Origin of the sequence: Bacillus sp. NEAU-CP5, from assembly GCF_026420705.1 — a bacterium.
Classification (GTDB): domain Bacteria; phylum Bacillota; class Bacilli; order Bacillales; family Bacillaceae; genus Bacillus; species Bacillus velezensis.
In genome coordinates this window covers 180,932-201,841 of sequence record NZ_JAPMOV010000005.1, presented here as the reverse complement: position 1 = coordinate 201,841, position 20,910 = coordinate 180,932, and the positions used below count along the sequence as shown (strand labels likewise).

Sequence of the window (20,910 nt, the reverse complement as noted above, 5' to 3'; positions counted from 1 at the left end):
GGAAGCAAAGACCGAACTTCCTGAATCACATCCCGGGCAGAGAATGTCGGATATTTCGCTGGTCACGCCTTATCACTCAGAAAAAATCGATGCTCCGACGATTCTGATCGTCGACGATAACATCGAGAGTTTGAAAATTTTAACTGATATGCTGGAAGGTGTTCCTTATAACGTAATCGCAGTAAAAAGCGGAAAAGAGGCGCTTCAAGCTGTCTCTTCCTCGAAGCTTGACTTGGTCATATTAGACTTGATGATGCCCGACATGACGGGTTTTGAAGTCTGCACAATCATCCGCGAAAGATTCAGCATGGTCGATCTGCCGGTTCTTATCGTTACGGCAGCCATTATCAGCCATGACAAATACAAGGCGTTTCATGCCGGAGCAAACGACATCTTACAGAAGCCTTATCATTACTCTGAATTCACCGCGCGTATTAAAAATTTAATTTTGATGAAGCATACGGCTCACCAAGCCACAAATTTAGAAATGGCATTTCTTCAGTCGCAGATTAAGCCTCATTTTCTTTACAACGTATTAAATACGATCATCGCGCTCAGCCATTTGGATATTGAAAAAGCACGGGAAACGACTGCTGCATTTACAAACTATTTAAGGATGAGTTTTGATTTTCAAAACACTTCGGACATCAGCTCATTCAAAAACGAACTTTCTATCATTACGTCATATCTTTCTATAGAAAAAACACGCTTCGGCAAACGGATTGATATCCTTTTTGATATTGAACAGGACATTGACTTCCCCCTTCCGCCTTTAATGATACAGCCATTGGTGGAAAACGCCGTTCATCACGGGATCAGTAAGAAAAGAGGCGGCGGACGGATAAAGCTGACAGCAAAAAAACAAAGCGAAAACACGTATTTTATCAAAGTGGAGGATAATGGAACCGGCATCATGCCGGACATACAGAAAGATATTTTGTCTTCTGATGTTAATCGCAGTGTCGGCCTGAAAAATATCAATCGGCGGCTGAAGCATTTTTGCGGAAGTGAATTGACGATCACCAGCACCCCGGATGAGGGCACCGCTGTTTCGATGATGATTCACACTCCCGGCACAACGGATGATTTGATCTCACTAAAAACGTCTTCATTAAGATACTGATTAACTTCAGAAGGCTTGTAAATACTTCTGCCGGCTGTCGGGGAATTCCCGTCAGCCTTTATTTACCCAAAAAGACGTAAAAACAAAAAAGCTTGAAGAAAAAGTGATATCTTCTCCAAGCTTAGATGATCCGCACCAGTCTGGCCGTTTTCACTTAAGAAATCGTAACTCCCGCGCTTGCATATCCCGCCACTGTATTAATAAGCGAAAGGCCTGTCGCAGTGGCGGAGAATACCATTAACAGCCGGGTTTGAGGAGTTACCGCAATGTTCAGCCCTGTCGTGATTCCGTTGCTGATGCTGCCGATTGACAATATGCCGGTGAGGGGAGGAGCTAAAGTGACGGATGCTCCGGGGATCGGCGTGAACGTATTGTTCGGCACTGTGGAACTGTATAATTGTGCGGTTATCGTAACAGTCGAGCCGACAAGCGACAATGCTGCGGTTGTACTGAAATAGGCGGCAATTGATGTAATGGTTCCGCTTCTCGGAGCAGAAAAAGCAAAGTTCAGCAGAGTTCCTCCAGCCCCGGTAAGATCAATTGCACCTCCCCCTCCGACATTGACGCCCGTCACAGAATTGCCGAAGCCGACAAGGCTCACCGTTCCGATTAATCCGCCGGCAATGGTCGTCACGGCAGTTGGAAGACCTGAAGCATAGGGAATGATCGCGCCTGCTCCGGTGGCTCCTGTTATCCCAGTTGCTCCAGTTACCCCGGTTGACCCTGTTACCCCTGTGGCTCCCGTTACTCCCGTGGCTCCCGTTATCCCGGTGGCTCCGGTTGCTCCAGTCGAACCTGTTACCCCTGTGGCTCCCGTTACTCCCGTGGCTCCCGTTACTCCGGTGGCTCCAGTATCTCCGGTTACTCCCGTTACCCCGGTGGCTCCGGTTACCCCGGTTACTCCTGTTGCGCCGGTTACCCCAGTTGCTCCTGTTACTCCTGTTGCCCCGGTCGCTCCGGTTACTCCTGTTGCTCCAGTATCTCCGGTTACTCCCGTGGCTCCCGTTACTCCTGTTGCTCCAGTTGCGCCGGTTACTCCCGTTACTCCCGTTACTCCCGTTACTCCCGTTACTCCCGTTACTCCCGTTACCCCGGTGGCTCCGGTTGCCCCGGTGGCGCCGGTGAGCCCGGTTACTCCCGTTATCCCGGTTACTCCTGTTGCCCCGGTGGCTCCCGTTATCCCAGCTGCGCCGGTTACTCCGGTTACTCCCGTTACTCCAGTGGCTCCCGTTGCCCCAGTTGCACCTGTTACTCCGGTTGCTCCCGTTACTCCAGTGGCTCCCGTTGCCCCAGTCGATCCAGTATCTCCGGTTGCTCCCGTTACCCCGGTTGCTCCGGTGGCTCCTGTTACTCCGGTGAGCCCGGTTGCTCCGGTTACTCCGGTCGCTCCCATTATTCCAGTTGCGCCGGTTACTCCGGTCGCTCCCGTTATCCCAGTTGCGCCTGTTACTCCGGTTGTTCCCGTTACCCCAGTTGCACCTGTTACTCCGGTCGCTCCGGTTACCCCGGTTGCGCCGGTTACTCCGGTCGCTCCGGTTACCCCGGTTGCGCCGGTTATTCCAGTCGAGCCTGTTACTCCGGTTGAGCCTGTTACTCCCGTTGCTCCCGTTACCCCAGTTGCTCCCGTTACCCCAGTTGCCCCCGTTACCCCGGTGGCGCCGGTTAATCCCGTTGCTCCCGTTACCCCAGTTGCTCCCGTTATCCCAGTTGCACCGGTTACTCCCGTGGCTCCCGTTACCCCAGTTGCGCCGGTTGCTCCGGTTAATCCCATTGCTCCCGTTACCCCGGTGGCACCGGTTATTCCAGTCGAGCCTGTTACTCCCGTTGCGCCGGTTAATCCCATTGCTCCCGTTACCCCGGTGGCACCGGTTATTCCAGTCGAGCCTGTTACTCCCGTTGCGCCGGTTAATCCCATTGCTCCCGTTACCCCGTTGGCACCGGTTATTCCAGTCGCGCCGGTGGCGCCGGTCGAGCCCGTTACTCCCGTTGCTCCCGTGGCGCCGGGATCTCCAGTGACGCCGGTTACCCCAGTCGCTCCGGTATTCCCAGTCGAGCCCGTTGCTCCGGTAAACCCCGTTGCTCCAGTGAATCCCGTTGCTCCAGTCAGCCCTGTTGCTCCGGTCAGCCCCGTTGCTCCGGTGCACCCCGTTGCTCCGGTGAATCCTCTTACATGAAAATGATTTGGATGACAGCATGGACACCATCTTTCATGACAGCAAGAGTTTTCGCAACAGAATCCTTCACAGCAATGTGCCCGATTTTGATAACTGCGCCTTTGATTTCTTCTTTTATGTTGAAAATGACAGCAACACTCATTACTATTCCGGCAGTCGTAATCCCAAGAGTCGTATCTGTTATACCAAGTATCTCCTTTTCTCATTACACCACCTCTATTTTCATAATATTTCCATGATAAAAAAAGGTGTGGCAAAACCCCACTTCTATTGGGCAAATTTTTAAATGTTCTTTAAGGCTGCATCATGCAGCATTTACAGAAAAAAGACCTAACTGTGCATAAGTCAGGTCTTTCATCTTTAAAATATCAGTCTGCTGTTGTATTAGGTTGTCGGGAAACGAATGCTGTTAAAATCGATATTGAGAGCTGTCGCTGTTGTTATATTATTCGCAGTTGTGAAAATAACTCTCAGCTGGTACGTATTTGTTCCTGCGGTCTGTGCTGTATCCACTGTTGTATCAGCAATCGAAAAACTATCCGTAGCTGCGGTAGTACTAGTTCGCGACAGAGTTCTTGTATGAATTTGTACTGTTCCCCTATATAATCTCACCTCAAAAACAAAGTTTGAATTGGCTGCAGTTGTTAGCGCGACACTGAGTGCATAATCAAGCTTTACATTCTGCAAAGCGTTAACCGGGATTGCCAGCGTAGCAATGGGAACTTCTGTATTTAACGGCGGATAAACAGTGAGCGGCCCGTTGGTTCTTGTGAAGAGCAAGGTTGGTGTACTGCCTGTGGCGCCGGTTGGTCCTGTTGCTCCAGTTGGGCCCGTTACTCCTGTTACTCCTGTTGCCCCGGTTACACCAGTCGAGCCGGTTGAGCCTGTTGCTCCAGTCACTCCCGTTGAACCGGTTACTCCGGTTGAGCCTGTTTCTCCAGTTGCTCCAGTTACTCCTGTTGAGCCTGTTGCGCCGGTTGAGCCTGTTAATCCCGTTACACCTGTTGGGCCAGTCACTCCTGTTGCACCAGTTAACCCAGTTCCTCCCGTTGGGCCGGTTGAGCCTGTTAATCCTGTCGCTCCTGTTAATCCAGTTGAGCCGGTTAGGCCCGTTGCGCCTGTCGATCCGGTGGCTCCAGTTACCCCCGTTGACCCTGTTGGGCCGGTTACTCCTGTTACACCCGTTGATCCGGTTATACCAGTTACACCTGTTGGGCCTGTTATGCCGGTTGATCCGGTTGACCCCGTTACCCCGGATGCACCCGTTGCTCCGGTTGATCCTGTTTCTCCGGTCGCACCAGTCACTCCGGTTGTGCCTGTTGGACCGGTTACTCCTGTCGATCCGGTTGATCCTGTCACTCCCGTTGGACCAGTTGGGCCAGTCACACCGGTTAAGCCTGTCGCGCCTGTTATTCCGGTCGATCCCGTTACGCCGGTTACTCCTGTTGACCCTGTTACTCCGGTTGCTCCTGTCGCTCCTGTTATCCCCGTTGCCCCAGTCACTCCAGTTGAGCCCGTTTCTCCGGTTATACCAGTTGGGCCTGTTACTCCGGTTGTGCCGGTTTCTCCCGTGGCACCGATTACTCCGGTTGGACCGATTTCTCCAGTTACCCCTGTTGCACCGGTTGACCCAGTTCCTCCTGTTGGGCCAGTTTCTCCCGTTGCTCCAGTTACTCCAGTTGCACCGGTTGAGCCGGTTACACCAGTTGGGCCTGTTGAACCAGTCGAGCCGGTTGCTCCTGTTGGGCCGGTTGAGCCCGTGGTTCCGGTTATTCCTGTTGCTCCTGTTATTCCTGTCGACCCGGTTACTCCGGTTGGACCCGTTACTCCCGTTTCTCCTGTTGAGCCAGTTGCCCCAGTTGAGCCCGTGACCCCAGTTGGGCCGGTTGAGCCGGTTACACCAATTGGACCAGTTTCTCCGGTTGAACCAGTTACACCAGTTACACCAGTTGGACCTGTTACTCCAGTCGATCCGGTTGAGCCCGTGGTTCCGGTTTCTCCTGTTGATCCTGTTGCTCCTGATGGTCCAGTTGATCCGGTTTCTCCTGCTGGGCCGGTTGCCCCAGTCACTCCAGTTGACCCCGTTTCTCCTGTCGATCCGGTTGGGCCTGTTACACCAGTTGGACCCGTTTCTCCCGTTGAGCCAGTTGCTCCTGTTGCACCTGTTACTCCGGTCACTCCAGTTAATCCCGTCGCACCAGTTGATCCGGTTTCTCCTGTCGATCCGGCTACTCCTGTTGGGCCGGTCGCTCCGGTTGCACCTGTTGGGCCAGTTTCTCCCGTTGATCCCATTACTCCTGTTGAGCCTGTTACTCCAGTCACTCCTGTTGAGCCCGTTACCCCAGTTGGGCCGGTTTCTCCGGTTGATCCAGTCGGTCCTGTTGCACCAGTCGAGCCGGTTGTTCCCGTTCCCCCGGTTACACCAGTTACCCCAGTCGCTCCTGTCGATCCCGTTGCTCCGGTTGTTCCTGTTACACCGGTCTCTCCTATTGCGCCGGTTGGGCCTGTTAATCCGGTGGCTCCTGTTACTCCCGTTGCACCGGTTACTCCTATTGGCCCTGTTGCTCCGGTTGAGCCGGTTTCTCCCGTTGGGCCTGTTGCACCAGTCGAGCCAGTTGTTCCCGTTCCGCCAGTTACACCAGTTACCCCAGTCACTCCAGTTGAACCGGTTTCTCCTGTTGGGCCGATTGGACCAGTTGCTCCGGTTGAACCAGTTATACCAGTTGAGCCTGTTACTCCAGTCGCCCCTGTTGCACCGGTTGAGCCGGTTTCTCCAGTTGTTCCTGTTGAACCGGTTTCTCCTGTCGATCCCGTTGCTCCGGTTGTTCCTGTAATTCCAGTTGGGCCGGTTTCTCCAGTTAATCCCGTCGCACCAGTTGATCCCGTTTCTCCTGTCGATCCGGTTACTCCGGTTACACCAGTTGAGCCCGTGACCCCAGTCGGGCCAGTAACTCCTGTTGATCCGGTTTCTCCTGTTGACCCGCTTTCTCCAGTTGGACCAGTTACACCACTCGCCCCAGTTAGGCCAGTCACACCAGTTGGGCCTGTTGCTCCTGTTACTCCAGTTGGGCCGATCTCTCCCGTTGTCCCGGTTGCTCCGGTTATTCCTGTGGCCCCAGTCACTCCCGTTGCTCCGGTTACACCGGTTGTGCCCGTTACTCCTGCTGGGCCGGTTTCTCCCGTTGCCCCAGTTACTCCAGTTGGGCCAGTTTCTCCCGTTGCCCCAGTTACTCCAGTTGCACCGGTTTCTCCTGTTGTGCCAGTAATCCCTGTTGCACCGGTTTCTCCGGTTGAACCAGTTGGGCCTGTTGCACCAGTCGAGCCGATTGTTCCAGTTATTCCAGTGGCGCCCGTTGCGCCGGTTGTTCCTGTTGACCCGGTTGCTCCTGTTGGGCCGATCTCTCCCGTTGGCCCGGTTTCTCCTGTTGAACCAGTTGACCCTGTTGCTCCGGTTATTCCTGTTACTCCAGTTGATCCGGTTGAGCCCGTGGTTCCGGTTTCTCCTGTTGCTCCTGTTGATCCAGTTAGGCCAGTCGAGCCGGTCGATCCTGTTGTGCCGATCGGGCCAGTAACTCCTGTTACTCCGGTGGCTCCCGTTGCTCCGGTTTCACCTATTGCTCCAGTCACTCCGGTTGACCCTGTTGCTCCGGTTACACCAGTTATGCCTGTTACTCCTGTTGCACCCGTTGGGCCTGTCGCCCCGGTTACCCCCGTTACTCCTGTCGATCCCGTGACCCCCGTCGGGCCAGTCACACCAGTTGCTCCGGTTATGCCAGTGGCGCCCGTTGATCCTGTTGAGCCGGTTGATTCGGTTGAACCGATTGTGCCTGTCGATCCCGTTGCACCCGTTGAGCCGGTTATCCCTGTTGCCCCAGTTACACCGGTCGCCCCGGTTTCTCCTGTTGATCCGGTTTCTCCAATTAATCCCGTCGCACCAGTTGATCCCGTTACACCAGTCGGGCCGGTTGAGCCTGTTACTCCGGTTGCGCCAGTAACTCCAGTTGCACCGGTTGATCCTGTTACCCCAGTTGGGCCAGTTGGGCCGGTTGTTCCAGTCGGTCCTGTTGCACCAGTCGAGCCGGTTGTTCCCGTTCCCCCGGTTACACCAGTTGCACCGGTTGAGCCGGTTTCTCCCGTTGTTCCTGTTGAACCTGTCGATCCCGTTGCTCCGGTTATTCCTGTTGCACCAGTTACACCGGTCGCTCCGGTTTCTCCTGTCAACCCCGTTACTCCGGTTGGACCTGCTGCGCCAGTTGTGCCTGTCGCTCCGGTTTCTCCTGTTACCCCAGTTGTCCCCGTTACACCAGTCGCCCCTGTTACTCCGGTGGGGCCCGTTTCTCCGCTTGACCCTGTTGATCCGGTTACACCAGTTATGCCTGTTACTCCTGTTGCACCCGTTGGGCCTGTCGCCCCGGTTACCCCTGTTACTCCTGTCGATCCCGTGACCCCCGTCGGGCCAGTCACACCAGTTGCGCCGGTGAACCCCGTTACTCCGATTGGACCTGCTACCCCAGTTGCTCCGGTTATGCCAGTGGCACCCGTTGCGCCGGTTGATCCAGTTGCACCGGTCGCTCCTGTTACTCCCGTTGGGCCTGTTACTCCAGTTGAGCCTGTTTCTCCGGTTATACCTGTTGAGCCAGTTGCGCCTGTCGAGCCGGTTGAACCGGTTTCTCCGGTTGCGCCTGTTGGGCCGGTTACTCCAGTAGCTCCGGTATCCCCGGTTGAGCCAGTAATCCCTGTTGCACCGGTTACTCCAGTCGGACCAGTTACTCCGGTTGGGCCAGTTATTCCGGTTACTCCAGTTGGACCCGTTACTCCGGTTGAGCCTGTTCCACCAGTTATGCCTGTTACTCCTGTTGCACCCGTTGGGCCTGTTGCCCCGGTTACCCCTGTTACTCCTGTCAATCCCGTGACCCCCGTCGGGCCAGTCACACCAGTTGCTCCGGTTATGCCAGTGGCGCCCGTTGATCCTGTTGAGCCGGTTGGACCGGTCTCTCCCGTTGGGCCAGTTTCTCCCATTGCACCGGTTTCTCCTGTTGCTCCAGTTACACCGGTTATTCCTGTTGACCCTGTTACACCAGTCGCTCCGGTTTCTCCTGTTGACCCTGTTACACCGGTTGTTCCCGTTACTCCAGTTGGACCCGTTACTCCGGTTGGGCCGGTTTCTCCCGTTAAGCCAGTCGGTCCGGTTGAACCTGTTGATCCTGTTGGCCCCGTTACCCCAGTCACTCCTGTTGAGCCAGTTTCTCCGGTTGCGCCAGTAACTCCAGTTGGACCTGTTACTCCAGTTGAGCCGGTTATCCCCGTCGCCCCGGTTGCTCCTGTTGCTCCCGTGACCCCAATCGGGCCAGTCACACCAGTTTCTCCGGTTGAGCCTGTTGCTCCTGTTGAACCAGTTGGGCCTGTTGCACCAGTCGAGCCGGTTTCTCCTGTTGACCCTGCTACACCGGTTGAGCCAGTCGAGCCGGTTATCCCCGTTGACCCTGTCGCTCCTGTTGAACCGGTTGCACCTGTTACTCCTGTTGGGCCGGTTCCTCCCGTTGAGCCAATCGTGCCAGTTGCTCCGGTTGGACCGGTCTCTCCCGTTGGACCGATTTCTCCAGTTACACCCGTTGCCCCAGCCACTCCAGTTGCACCTGTTGATCCGGTTGCTCCCGTTGAGCCGGTTGAACCTGTTGCTCCTGTTACACCAGTCACTCCAGTTGTTCCTGTTACTCCAGTCACTCCGGTTGAGCCCGTAGTTCCGGTTGCTCCCGTTGCACCAGTTACTCCTGTCGCTCCTCTTGCTCCAGTCACTCCGGTTGAGCCCGTGGTTCCGGTAGCTCCTCTTGCTCCTGTTACACCAGTCGAGCCGGTAGCTCCAGTTACTCCGGTTGCTCCGGTCGCTCCTCTTGCTCCGGTCACTCCTGTGGGGCCCGTCACTCCAGTGGGACCTGTAATTCCTGTTACGCCAGGTTCACCCCCGGTTTGCGCCAATGAAACGTCGTCTATTAAAACCGTGCCGGAAGAAACCTTACTTAATACAATGACAGCAGAGGCCGCGCCAGAAGGCACACTGCTTGTTTTATAGATTTCAGACCATGTGTGAAAGAGCACGTTCGGCAAATTTCCGGGTGTAATATTTTCTTGAATGGAACTGATTTGTTCACCTGCTGCGCTGACATATATGATCTGGAGAGTTACTTGGGGACTTGGCTCATTTCCGAGCGTTGCGAGTGATACGAATAGAGTCACTGACTTGGCTGAAATTGGAACGATTTGACTGAGGTAAGCATATGGCTGAGCTCCAATAAATTGCGCAGAATATCTCCCTGAATGTGCAAACAAACTGTTAATCTGGGTATTTGCCGAACTCCACCCCGCTAATGTGCCGGTTTCAAAGCTTCCGTTTATAATCGGATTATTCATTCAATCTTTTTCCCTCTCCTTCCCGTTGTTGACCGTCTTACTTATTAAGACAGCATATTAATACGGGCTGTGTTTTGACAATCTAAATAAAAAAGGTGATTTCTTTTCATCACCTTAATCCGATCCTTGAATGGGGAATCCCGTCGCAATGAGGGAGCGGTTTGCCGCAGCGACTTGTGTTACGTAATTCGAAGAAAGGACGGATAAATAGAGCTGGTACGCGGCTGTTTCATCCGCCTTCATTTCGTCGATGTACGTAAAAGGAATTCCTATGATTTGTCCGCCTGAAGAAAAGAGGTTCCGCTCTTGTCTCTGTGTTTGTATCGATACGCCATTTCTTTGCAGATCGACAGCTAAGACCAATGAGAAATGAGACGCGAGCGGATCTAATTCCACATTTACTTGTATGACGGCATCCGTTTTCACCAATTGATCTGTCGGCGCGGCTATCACTGCGCTTAACACGTTTATCGGTGTTCCTTCTAACGGAATCATCATTTGGTCTGCTGTATTTTGAAAAGCTACCGCAGGAACCGCTCCCGGCGGCCCCTCAGGCCCCGGTGGACCGGGCGGACCCGCCTCCCCTTGCGGACCGCGGGAGCCGGCGGGTCCTCTTTTGCCTTCGGGACCTCGCAGCCCGGGTACGCACAAGGCAGATCGATTTTCATCTGAAGACGGAAACCGTTTTTCCGTCCCTGTTTCCGGCCTTTCATGTTCACATGGTAATTGTTCATACCGATGTTTCATATGTCTGCTCATATATTTGTAAGGTTTCTGTTTCAATATCATGTATTGATTACGGCCGCTGCTCATATTATCACCCCGGCCATATTCTATTCGCACTGGAGTCATCATGTGCAGGCCCTTCCCCTTCCTTACAGAAATAAAAAAAGGCAGACCTGAGTCTGCCTTTTTCTTCTACCATAACCCTAATACTTTCCACCATAATCCGCCGATCACAAGCCATGTCACAATATGGACGATTGACAGGATAAAGCCGATGGACCACCATTTGCTTTGCGATATATAACCCGCTCCGAAAAAGACCGGAGCCGCTCCTGAGCCGTAATGCGTCGTCGAACCGAAAAGGTTGCTGAAAAACGCCAGGCTGAGCGCCGCCAACAGCGGCGGAGCGCCTGCCGCCACGATGACGGCGAGAAATGCCGCATACATGGCGCTGATATGCGCGGTTGCGCTCGCAAAGAAGTAATGCGTGTAATAATACACGACAATCAGAATCATAAATGCCACAATCCATGAAAAACCGGAAACAGAAGATTTCATCATATTGCTGAACCAAGACACCATGCCGAGCTCATTCAGGAAATTCGCCAGCATCACAAGCGCCGCGAACCAAGTCAGCGTATCCCATGCACCTTGTTCTTTTTTGATGTCCTCCCATGTTAATACCTGTGACAAAAGCAAAACGGATAATCCGATCAGGGCCGTCGTCGTTGCGTCAATATTTAAGCTTCCTCCGAAAATCCACAGCGCAAGCACTAATAAAAAGACGATGACCATGGAGAGTTCGGATTTTTTAAACGGACCCATTTCTTTCAATTTTTCCGTTGCGATTTTAGCCGCATCCGGTGTTTCTTTAATTTCCGGCGGATACAGCTTATAAATGACCAGCGGCGTAATGATTAAGCTCGCCAATCCCGGTACAATGGCTGCGATTGCCCAGCTTGTCCATGTGATGTCCACCCCTGCGACATCGTGGGCCAGCTTGGCGATCAGCGGGTTCGCCGCCATTGCCGTCAAAAACATCGCAGACGTAATCAAGTTTCCTTGAAAACCGGTTTTTAATAAGAAAGCGCCGATTTTCCGCTCTGTTCCGTCTGCCGGCGTTGATCCGAAAGTTTCGGATAATGATCTGATAATAGGAAAAATAATGCCGCCCGCCCGTGCCGTGTTGCTCGGAATGGCAGGTGATAAAATTAAATCACTGAACAGCAGTGAATAAGAAAGGCCGAGTGTTTTCTTCCCGAACCGTTGTACGAATACGTAAGAAATCCTGGCGCCGAGCCCGGTTTTGATAAATCCCCGGGAAATAAAAAAGGCGATGACAATCAGCCAGATTGTCTTGTTTCCAAATCCGCTTAACGTATTTTCAATAGATAGCGTTCCCGTTAACGCGGTGACTGCCAATGCAAAAATTGCAATTGCGCCCATTGGCAAGGGCTTGGAGATAAAGCCGATAATTGTTGCGACAAAAATAGCGAACAAATGCCATGCTTTAGGTTCAAGTCCGGACGGCGCGGGAATAAACCAAATGATTAATCCCACAGCAACGGTAATAAGCAAAGGAATAATTTTTACCGCCTGCTGTTTTTTTGCGTCTTTTTCTGAAGCCATTACAGGTCTCCTCCTATTTTGTTGTCTTCCATCCCCTATCCCATTTTACTACTTAACTAAGTTAATAAACGTTTTTGTTAATTAAAAAACACAAAGGAATATTTTCCTTTGTGCTTCTTGTTTATTATTTTAATATGCCCGACCCGGCTTTAGATATAACATCTGATTTTACATTTGATGATGAGCCGATGGAACCGTGCAATGACGGTGTCCAGCCGACGGACTGACTTAATCCGTTGGCGGCTGACGCGTTAATGGAGGAGCCGTTTAAAAGAGTGCCGTCTTCATGAAGCGCTTTTCCGCCGCTGAAGACGCTGATGACTTTATCAGCAGCCAGTCCCGGCACTTCAAAAACATTATTCTGGGCATATATTTTCGACGCGTGGCCCGCGCCCCACGCATAGCTGAACGGGTATGCGGCGCTTTTAGAGCCTGCGTAAAAATTATTATAAATATGAACCTGCCCGTACCGGGCCCGCGGCGCGCGCTGGACGATGTTCTGGTAATAGTTATGGTGAAGGGTCACCTTCAGTTTTCCCTCATCCGACGTCTTGCTGTCGCTGTTTCCGATGACGGAGCCTTTGTCATGGTCATGATATTTATTATAGGACAATGTAATATAATTCGCCCCGTTGGCTATATCCGTCTGGCCGTCATGGTGCTGATATTTTCTCCCATAATAGTAGGGAAAACCGCTGTCGGGATTCGATCCGTCATTAAAGGTGCAATGATCGATCCAGATGTGCGTCGCGCCGTTAATGGTGATATTGTCATATTCCGAGTTCCAGTTGCCGCTGCTGCCGTCCGTCGGGTCCCATTGCGGAAAATAGTCGTAAGCGTCTTGAAATTCAATGTTGCGGATGATGACATTGTCGACGCCGTTCTTTATATTAAAACTTCCGCCTGTCACTTTGGCATTTGAACCCGAACCGATGATCGTCGTATTTGAAGGAATGTCAATTACGACCCGTGCCTTCTGGTTTTTTTGCGATCGCTGTCTGGCGTCTTCCTGGGTGCCTGACGGCGCTTTTTTCCCCCATTTGTCCGGGTCGTACGCCTTCAGATAAGCGTTGAGATCATATGCCGGATCTTTATAATCATTAAAGCCGAGTGTTTTATTGCGGTCGTCCGTATTCATATTGATTGTGCCTTGTATGTAAATAATCTTCGGCGTGCTGTTGGCGCTTCCCCCTAATGCGGAAACGAGCTGCTGTCTGTTTGATACGGTGTATACATTCGATGAAGAGGCTTTCGCGCCGCCGGTTGTCCCGCCGGAAGCGGCTCCCCAGCCGTCATTTGTTCCTAACGTCTGCCGTCCCAGATCAGCGGCATAGACGTCCGCAGGGATCATACATAAACAAACCGCCAGCATAAATAACATTTTTTTCATGAATTGTGCTCCTCCTGATTTTTTGATTCCAATTTATTACAATCGAATTGTATCAAATCAGTTGAGAAACAGCACCGAAAATGTACAGAATGTGCCTTTCGGTTTTATTGCGGAAACCGCAAAAAAATCCCAAGGGACCGAAAACCCCTTGGGATCTGTTCAGCTTACGCCCATGATTTCACTTTTTCATTATCCGTGACAAACAGAAGAACTTTTCCTTCATCTAAGCGCTTTTCAAATTGTGACGCTTCCTCTTCTGAAAAGCCGATTTCGTGAATTTTGTTGCGGAGCTCGTCGCCTTTTTTATTAAACATATTGCCGACCGCGTGTTTAATGCCCGTTTCTTTCGCTCCGATGGTATTGACATCAGTATTATCGGCCAGGCGATCCGTTCTGTCGTCATCATGTGAAAGCACATATACGTCCTCTTTTGCAACACCCAGCTGCTGAAGCTCTTTTACGTCCTGCATCAGTTTTTGATCATTTGTATATTCTCTTACTACCGGTTTCATTGATAAGTCCTCCCTTTTGTTTTTGTATATTTGATGTTTACCCGCTCAATCAAGGATCAAACAAAAGAAAGAGAGTTCCGTGAAAAAACGGGCAGGTTGTCGGTGGATATTTTCTGGCGGGACATGTTACAGTAGAGAAAGCTACATTTATCAGAAAAATAAAAATCTTCATGAGCCGATTAAGCAGGGAGGTGGTTCCTATTCATTACTTTTCACCGGAACAGCGATTTAACGCTTGGGTTGTCAGTGATTTAGTGAAGCAGGTATTCCGCCGGCATACCCGCTGCCCGGATGGAATAAAAGAGCTTACGGCCTTTGCTGAAGATACTTTTCATATTAATATCGATTTCGTTTTCTCTATCATTATCAATATCGGTGATATCGAATCCGTTCTGCCGAAAGAAATTGAAAATAGGCTGGGTTCTTATCTGACCGCGCTTCAGCCCGTCGTTACCGCTGACATGCTTCATTCTTCAAAAACGAATGCCTATGAATATTTGGAACATGAGAAAAACACCGATGTGTACCGGTTATTCTATTAAATATGCATATAAGGAAAGAAGGGCCCTGGGCCCTTCTTTTTTTATGACCGCTGACGGTTTGATTTTGTAATCGGGAAATGGTTCGTGTTACATTTGGAACAACCACTTATCTTGAAGGAGGATTCAGTATGCCGAATAATCAGCAGCAAATTCAATTGGCAAGACGCCCCAAAGGCGTTCCCGCCCATGACGATTTCCGCTTTGAAACGATTGCCGTTCCCGAACCGAAAGACGGCGAAGTGCTTGTGAAAACGAGTTATGTGTCCGTTGATCCGTACATGCGCGGACGGATGCAGGATACAAAATCATATGTAGAGCCGTTCGCTTTAGATGAAGCCATAACAGGCGGAGTGATTGCCGAGGTTCTGACAGACGGCGATAAGCTGAAAAAAGGAGATGTTGTGATCGGAAATCTCGCGTGGCAGGAATATTCAGCCGTCAATGAGTCCGCCCTCCGCAAGTTGGATACGGATATCGCACCCGCCCAGGCGTATCTCGGCATTTTAGGGATGACCGGACTGACCGCTTACTTCGGGCTGCTCGATATCGGCCGTCCGAAAAAAGGCGAAACCGTCGTCGTTTCAGGCGCGGCGGGCGCCGTCGGCTCAACAGTCGGACAGATTGCCAAAATCAAAGGCGCACGGGTTGTCGGCATCGCCGGATCTGATGAAAAAATCGCGTATTTGAAAGAGGAGCTTCAATTTGATGAAGCCATTAATTACAAAACGGCGGATGATATTCAAAAAGCGTTGGAACAGGCATGTCCTGACGGTGTCGATGTCTATTTTGACAATGTCGGCGGACCGATTTCAGATGCGGTGATAAACCTGCTGAATGAATTTGCCCGCATTCCGGTATGCGGAGCGATCTCATCGTACAATACCGAAAGTGAAGAAGAAGACATGGGCCCCCGCGTCCAGCCGAAGCTGATCAAAACAAAAGCGCTGATGCAGGGATTCATCGTCAGTGATTATGCTGACCGCTTTTCCGAAGGCGCGAAACAATTGGCCGAATGGCTTAAGGACGGAAAGCTTCATTATGAAGAAACGATTACGGAAGGATTCAGCAATATTCCTGACGCGTTCCTCGGCCTGTTTAAAGGAGAAAACAAAGGCAAACAGATCATCAAAGTGAGTGATCTAAGTTAACATGATGATGAAAAAAAGGAGGGCTTTGTCCCCTCCTTTTCTTTTTTTCGGATCAGCCGCGAAGAATCAAAGTAAGAAAGCCGTCTTCATCAGGCTCCGTATCTTCCAAAGTGAATCCCGCTGCTTGAAAGCAGGCTAAACTGATTTGATTGTCTTTTTCGATGCTTGCCGCCCATTCCCGCACGCCGTAAACCCAGAATCAGTCAGCAGTTTTTGCAAGATCTGTTTTCCGTACCCTTGAAGCTGGTACAAAGGATTGACGATCAATCCGATATACGCCCGCTCCTCCACAAACTCTATAGAGACCATGCCTGCCGGAAGCTGCCCGTCATGTGCCATAATGACAGTATCGTCTTCATCTTTACTCAATCGTGCATACCACGCGTCTAATGGCAGCATCGCATCCATTCTCCGTCTGATGTTATCGTTCTTAAACCAGTGTTCAAGGATTTTCAGCTCACGCACCTTCAATATTTGAAATCTGTCTATTGAAACCATCTTCCCGCCCCCGCCTGAACCTTTTCCGTTATTTTACAATAAAAAAGAAGGGCTTCCCGCCCTCCGTTTCTTATTTCTCAGATAATTTTCCGCCTGAATAAACGGCCTCTTTCAGCTCAATTCCGAGTGATTTGGCCATTTTTTTCAATTTGGATTCTTCCATCGGCGTGACAAGGCTGAGTACGGTTCCTTCTTTACCGGCCCGCCCCGTCCGGCCGGATCTGTGGATATATCCGTCTTCATTCGGGATGTCCGCGTGAATGACGTACGGAAGATCATCGATATCGAGTCCGCGCGCCGCAATGTCAGTCGCCAGAAGCAGCGGAAATTCTCCCCGTTCAAACGCTGATAATATCTTTGCCCGCTCCATTTTTTTCGCTTCTCCGTGCAGGATGCCGAGGTCCACGTGATGATAGGCAAGTTTTTCCGCATAGACGCTTAAATTTCCGATATCTCTGACGAACACGAGCGCCTGCATGCCGTTCAGCCGTGACAGCTTTTGCAATAGCTTTACTTTATCCCGCTGATCGCAGACGAGATATTGATGTGTGACGCGCGCTTTTTCCGCCGTATTCCGCTCCACTTTCAAAACGGCCGGTTCGTGCGCGATGGTATTCAGCACCTGTTCTGTTTCCGGCTGCAGCGTAGCGGAAAAGCTTAAAAGCTGTCGGTCTTTCAGCGTCGTTTTAATGATTTTTTTCATCGTTTCGCGGTGTTCCTTTGTCACGAGCTGATCCGCTTCATCAAGAACGATCGTCTTGACTTCATGCATTTTCAGCTTTTTCGCCTGAATCAATTCGAGCACCCTGCCCGGTGTGCCCGCAATGATATGCGGTTTATTTTTGAGCTTCTCTACCTGCTTTTTCACGTTTGCTCCGCCGATCAAAGACAAAGCGCGAAGATCGGAGCCTTTTTTCCAATCCTGAATCACTTGAAAAATCTGCATCACAAGCTCGCGGGACGGCGCTAAAATGATCACTTGCGGATGTTTCTGTTCCGGGTTGATCCGCTCCAGAACCGGAAGCGTGTACGCCAATGTTTTTCCCGTTCCCGTCGGGGATTCGGCAATGACGTCTTTCCCTTCCATGATCACCTGAGCGGCTTTTTCCTGAATAACGGTCGGCTCCTGAAAACCTGAGGCCTCCCAGTTTTCGGCGATAAATGGTTGTGTATGCTGTAAAAATGGCCATGTTTGGGTCATGTCGTTCTCCTCAATTCTTAAAATCTACTCCATAGTATCTCAAATGCACGCGTCAAACGCAATTTTCTTTTTCCTTCCAAGCCTTTTAACAAACGGTCTCCTCCTTTATAATCATAAATGAGAAAGACACATGATAAATAAAGCGTGTCTGATAACGATAGAGGTGTAATGATGAGTATTTTATCCGTAAAAGATTTAAGCCACGGCTTCGGTGATCGTGCGCTTTTTAACAATGTATCGTTCCGTCTTTTAAAAGGGGAGCACGTCGGCTTAATCGGAGCAAACGGCGAAGGTAAATCAACGTTTATGAATATTATTACCGGAAAGCTTGAGCCTGATGAGGGTAAGGTTGAATGGGCGAAAAACGTGCGTGTCGGCTATCTCGATCAGCATACCGTGCTTGAAAAAGGAAAAACGATCCGCGACGTGCTGAAGGATGCGTTCCATTACTTATTTGCGATGGAAGAAGAAATGAACGAGATTTACAACAAAATGGGCGAAGCGGACCCTGATGAGCTTGAGCAGCTGCTTGAAGATGTCGGTGTCATTCAGGACGCCCTGACAAACAATGATTTCTACGTGATTGACAGCAAAGTTGAAGAAATCGCCCGCGGCCTCGGCCTGCAGGAAGTCGGCCTAGACCGCGACGTCACTGACTTAAGCGGCGGACAGCGGACGAAAGTGCTGCTCGCCAAACTGCTTTTGGAAAAGCCGGAAATCCTTCTGTTGGACGAACCGACGAACTACCTTGATGAACAGCATATTGAATGGCTGAAACGCTATTTGCAGGAATATGAAAATGCGTTCATCTTAATTTCTCACGACATTCCGTTTTTAAACAGCGTAATCAATTTGATTTACCATGTGGAAAACCAGGAGCTGACGCGTTATGTCGGCGATTATCATCAGTTTATGGAAGTCTACGAAGTGAAAAAACAGCAGCTCGAAGCCGCCTACAAAAAACAGCAGCAGGAAGTGGCTGAGCTGAAAGATTTCGTCGCCCGCAACAAAGCCCGCGTCAGCACGAGAAATATGGCGATGTCCCGTCAGAAAAAGCTTGATAAGATGGATATGATCGAACTGGCGGCCGAAAAACCGAAACCGGAATTCCATTTCAAGCCTGCGAGAACGTCAGGCAAGCTCATTTTTGAAACGAAGGACTTAGTCATCGGTTACGATACTCCGCTGTCACGCCCGCTCAATCTCAGAATGGAGCGCGGACAGAAAGTCGCCCTGTACGGCGCAAACGGCATCGGGAAAACGACGCTGTTAAAAAGCCTGCTCGGTGAAATCCAGCCGCTGGAAGGCACGGTGGAGCGCGGCGAGCATCAATACACGGGCTATTTCGAGCAGGAAGTGAAAGAAACCAATAACAATACGTGCATCGAAGAAGTGTGGAGCGAATTTCCTTCCTTTACCCAGTACGAAATCCGCGCCGCCCTCGCCAAATGCGGCCTGACGACCAAACACATTGAAAGCCGCGTCTCCGTTCTCAGCGGAGGAGAAAAAGCGAAGGTCAGACTGTGCAAGCTGATCAATTCAGAAACAAATCTACTTGTGCTTGACGAACCGACAAACCACCTGGATGTCGATGCGAAAGAAGAGCTGAAACGCGCGCTGAAAGAATACAAAGGCTCCATTCTGCTGATTTCCCACGAACCCGAGTTTTACATGGATATCGCGACGGAAACATGGAATTGTGAGTCTTGGACGACAAAAGTGCTGTAAACACAAAAAGGAACTCCCGCCCGTGCGGAAGTTCCTTTTTTTCTTAATGTCCGGCTTTTATTCCGGCGAGATGTTTGCGTCCCATGAGAAGGACAAGCATGCCTACAAAAACGACGATCCCGCCTACTGTATATGGAGTGCTTGCGGTGAAGTGTTCTGACAGCATTCCCGCAATCCACGGAGCGAGCGCACCGCCGATAAAGCGGACTGAGCTGTAGGCTGAAGACGCGATTGAACGTTCAACCGGCGCAGCACCCATCACAGCGGTTGTCATGATCGTATTCACCATACCGAGGACAGCACCGGCAACAACGATACATGTAATGATCAACGTCTGATGGTCAGTCCAGACCCCCATAATAACGAGAATGGCCGCAAAGGCGATAAAGAGAACGACGAGCGAACGCACTGTGCCCAGCGCTTTGTGCACGAGCGGCGCCGTAAAGACTGACGTAATTGCCAGCAGAAGGCCCCAGCCGAAGAAGACATATCCGAGACCGTGTTCATCTAAATCCAGCACGAACGGAGAATAAGCAAGCAAAATAAAAAATCCAAAGTTGTATAAGAATGCAGATACTGCCATTGTCAAAAGGCCTTTATATTTGAGCGCCTTCATCGCATCAAACACACCGACGCGTTTCGCCGGTTTCGGCAGCTTCGGCAGCATGAGTGAAATCGCGCAAAGCGCTATAAACATCAGGACAGACACTCCGAAGAACGGAGCGCGCCATGAAAGGCTGCCTAGCTCTCCGCCAGCAAGCGGCCCGACGGAAATTCCCAGTCCGAGCGCGGCCTCATACAGAATAATAGCTTTGGCGCTGCCGCCGACAGATACCCCGACGATGACGGCAAGCGCGGTTGAAATAAAGAGAGCATTCCCAAGCCCCCAGCCGCCGCGATAGCCGACAAGCTGAGCGATTGAACTTGAGCTTCCGCCAAGGGCGGCAAACACGATGATAAAAATAAGTCCGAGAAGCAGCGTCCATTTTGCGCCGATCCGGCTTGAAATCGCGCCGGAGAAAAACATCATAAAACCGGTAACGAGCAAATAACTTGTAAATAACAGAGATACTTCACTAGGTGAAGCATGTAATTGTGCGGCGATCGCCGGAAGAATCGGATCGACAAGACCGATTCCCATAAAGGAAATCACACAGGCAAACGCAACCGCCCAAACGGCTTTTGGCTGGCTGAATAAGCCTGTTTTCTGTTGTGATGATGTATCCATTTGACCAGACCTCCTATTTGATCCATTAAAAGAAACGCTATATCCATAGCGTTTACAGCAAAATCATTCGATTGATTGAATGGCGCGTTCAGCTTTTTCTTTCATTCCGTTAAGGCGCGTTTTAAAATGCTGAAATGTGCTGATCTTCTCATCAATCATCTCAAGCTGGTGGTTCAAAGCGTGCTGAATCTCTTCCAGCTTTTCTTTCCGTTCCTTCGGATTCAGTGACAACAAGTACCCCTCTTTGTTTAATTCCAGCTGACGGCTCATCTCCATAAACTGCTGAAGCTCCTGAAGGGAAAAACCGAGCACTTCTTTTGTGCTGGTTACTTTTTCGAGCTCCTCCATATCATCTTCAGAGTAAAGCCGGACGCCGCCTTCTGTCCGTTTAGGAGCAGGAATCAAACCAATCTCCTCGTAAAAACGAATGGTTCGTTTTGTCAATCCGCTTCGCTTGGCAACTTGATCAATCTTCATCCATTCCAAGGTGAATCCCCCTCTTGTCGTATCTGTTTCTATTATACACCATTTGAACCTTAACGTAAACGTAAACTTTTTATGCCTGATAAACTTAGTTTGGACAAAACGTTTGTCTTTAAAGCG

General features: G+C 50.8%; 13 protein-coding genes and 1 pseudogene. 4 read left to right on the top strand and 10 right to left on the bottom strand.

The annotated features are described in order from the left end of the window. Window positions 1-43 precede the first annotated feature (43 nt). On the top strand, window positions 44-1,123 hold the full coding sequence (locus OTK50_RS16340) for a sensor histidine kinase (RefSeq protein WP_227749532.1): 1,080 nt from the start codon (window positions 44-46) through the stop codon (window positions 1,121-1,123). A gap of 154 nt (window positions 1,124-1,277) precedes the next feature. Here OTK50_RS16340 and OTK50_RS16335 read toward each other — a convergent pair whose 3' ends face one another. The 6 genes from OTK50_RS16335 to OTK50_RS16310 form a co-directional block, all read right to left on the bottom strand. Continuing rightward, entirely contained in the window at window positions 1,278-3,503 is a 2,226-nt protein-coding gene (locus tag OTK50_RS16335; protein WP_191974095.1) for an exosporium glycoprotein BclB-related protein, read from the bottom strand. Between the two features lie 178 nt (window positions 3,504-3,681). After that, the gene (locus tag OTK50_RS16330; RefSeq protein ID WP_099320039.1) at window positions 3,682-9,705 is read right to left on the bottom strand and encodes an NTTRR-F1 domain; all 6,024 of its coding nucleotides are present in this window, start codon (window positions 9,703-9,705) and stop codon (window positions 3,682-3,684) included. A 114-nt stretch (window positions 9,706-9,819) separates the two neighbouring features. Further along, complete coding sequence (locus OTK50_RS16325; protein WP_094031576.1) at window positions 9,820-10,518, bottom strand: hypothetical protein; 699 nt, start codon at window positions 10,516-10,518, stop codon at window positions 9,820-9,822. 105 nt (window positions 10,519-10,623) lie between these two features. After that, entirely contained in the window at window positions 10,624-12,060 is a 1,437-nt protein-coding gene (locus OTK50_RS16320; RefSeq protein ID WP_007408966.1) for an anion permease, read from the bottom strand. 124 nt (window positions 12,061-12,184) lie between these two features. Further along, complete coding sequence (locus OTK50_RS16315; protein ID WP_224224096.1) at window positions 12,185-13,450, bottom strand: pectate lyase family protein; 1,266 nt, start codon at window positions 13,448-13,450, stop codon at window positions 12,185-12,187. Window positions 13,451-13,614: 164 nt separating this feature from the next. Further along, on the bottom strand, window positions 13,615-13,962 hold the full coding sequence (locus OTK50_RS16310; RefSeq protein WP_003155650.1) for a general stress protein: 348 nt from the start codon (window positions 13,960-13,962) through the stop codon (window positions 13,615-13,617). 191 nt (window positions 13,963-14,153) lie between these two features. Between OTK50_RS16310 and OTK50_RS16305 the strand changes: the two genes are divergently transcribed. Both OTK50_RS16305 and OTK50_RS16300 read left to right on the top strand, forming a co-directional pair. After that, window positions 14,154-14,504: a DUF3212 family protein gene (locus tag OTK50_RS16305; RefSeq protein ID WP_007610002.1), complete on the top strand. Its 351-nt coding sequence runs from the start codon at window positions 14,154-14,156 to the stop codon at window positions 14,502-14,504. A 128-nt stretch (window positions 14,505-14,632) separates the two neighbouring features. Next, on the top strand, window positions 14,633-15,652 hold the full coding sequence (locus OTK50_RS16300; RefSeq protein WP_021495142.1) for an NADP-dependent oxidoreductase: 1,020 nt from the start codon (window positions 14,633-14,635) through the stop codon (window positions 15,650-15,652). A gap of 52 nt (window positions 15,653-15,704) precedes the next feature. On the opposite strand, the pseudogene OTK50_RS16295 reads toward OTK50_RS16300, so the two are convergent. After that, window positions 15,705-16,150 (bottom strand): annotated as a pseudogene (locus OTK50_RS16295) (GNAT family N-acetyltransferase). 70 nt (window positions 16,151-16,220) lie between these two features. Continuing rightward, the gene (locus OTK50_RS16290; protein WP_032872449.1) at window positions 16,221-17,351 is read right to left on the bottom strand and encodes a DEAD/DEAH box helicase; all 1,131 of its coding nucleotides are present in this window, start codon (window positions 17,349-17,351) and stop codon (window positions 16,221-16,223) included. 171 nt (window positions 17,352-17,522) lie between these two features. On the opposite strand from OTK50_RS16290, the gene OTK50_RS16285 reads away from it, so the two are divergent. Beyond that, complete coding sequence (locus tag OTK50_RS16285) at window positions 17,523-19,079, top strand: ABC-F family ATP-binding cassette domain-containing protein (protein WP_003155656.1); 1,557 nt, start codon at window positions 17,523-17,525, stop codon at window positions 19,077-19,079. Window positions 19,080-19,122: 43 nt separating this feature from the next. Here the strand turns inward: OTK50_RS16285 and OTK50_RS16280 are convergent, their stop codons facing one another. Beyond that, on the bottom strand, window positions 19,123-20,307 hold the full coding sequence (locus tag OTK50_RS16280) for an MFS transporter (RefSeq protein ID WP_014304592.1): 1,185 nt from the start codon (window positions 20,305-20,307) through the stop codon (window positions 19,123-19,125). 63 nt (window positions 20,308-20,370) lie between these two features. Continuing rightward, window positions 20,371-20,793 carry a MerR family transcriptional regulator gene (locus tag OTK50_RS16275; RefSeq protein WP_044802026.1) on the bottom strand — a complete coding sequence of 141 codons (423 nt, stop codon included), beginning with the start codon at window positions 20,791-20,793 and terminating at the stop codon, window positions 20,371-20,373. Between the last annotated feature and the right edge of the window lie 117 nt (window positions 20,794-20,910).

Bases quoted from the DNA above. Each gene is read 5' to 3' on its own strand.
- OTK50_RS16325 (WP_094031576.1), bottom strand. From the start codon at position 10,518: ATGAGCAGCGGCCGTAATCAATACATGATATTGAAACAGAAACCTTAC.
- OTK50_RS16340 (WP_227749532.1), top strand. From the start codon at position 44: ATGTCGGATATTTCGCTGGTCACGCCTTATCACTCAGAAAAAATCGAT.
- OTK50_RS16320 (WP_007408966.1), bottom strand. From the start codon at position 12,060: ATGGCTTCAGAAAAAGACGCAAAAAAACAGCAGGCGGTAAAAATTATT.
- OTK50_RS16335 (WP_191974095.1), bottom strand. From the start codon at position 3,503: ATGAGAAAAGGAGATACTTGGTATAACAGATACGACTCTTGGGATTAC.
- OTK50_RS16285 (WP_003155656.1), top strand. From the start codon at position 17,523: ATGAGTATTTTATCCGTAAAAGATTTAAGCCACGGCTTCGGTGATCGT.
- OTK50_RS16290 (WP_032872449.1), bottom strand. From the start codon at position 17,351: ATGACCCAAACATGGCCATTTTTACAGCATACACAACCATTTATCGCC.
- OTK50_RS16280 (WP_014304592.1), bottom strand. From the start codon at position 20,307: ATGGATACATCATCACAACAGAAAACAGGCTTATTCAGCCAGCCAAAA.
- OTK50_RS16300 (WP_021495142.1), top strand. From the start codon at position 14,633: ATGCCGAATAATCAGCAGCAAATTCAATTGGCAAGACGCCCCAAAGGC.
- OTK50_RS16330 (WP_099320039.1), bottom strand. From the start codon at position 9,705: ATGAATAATCCGATTATAAACGGAAGCTTTGAAACCGGCACATTAGCG.
- OTK50_RS16315 (WP_224224096.1), bottom strand. From the start codon at position 13,450: ATGAAAAAAATGTTATTTATGCTGGCGGTTTGTTTATGTATGATCCCT.
- OTK50_RS16310 (WP_003155650.1), bottom strand. From the start codon at position 13,962: ATGAAACCGGTAGTAAGAGAATATACAAATGATCAAAAACTGATGCAG.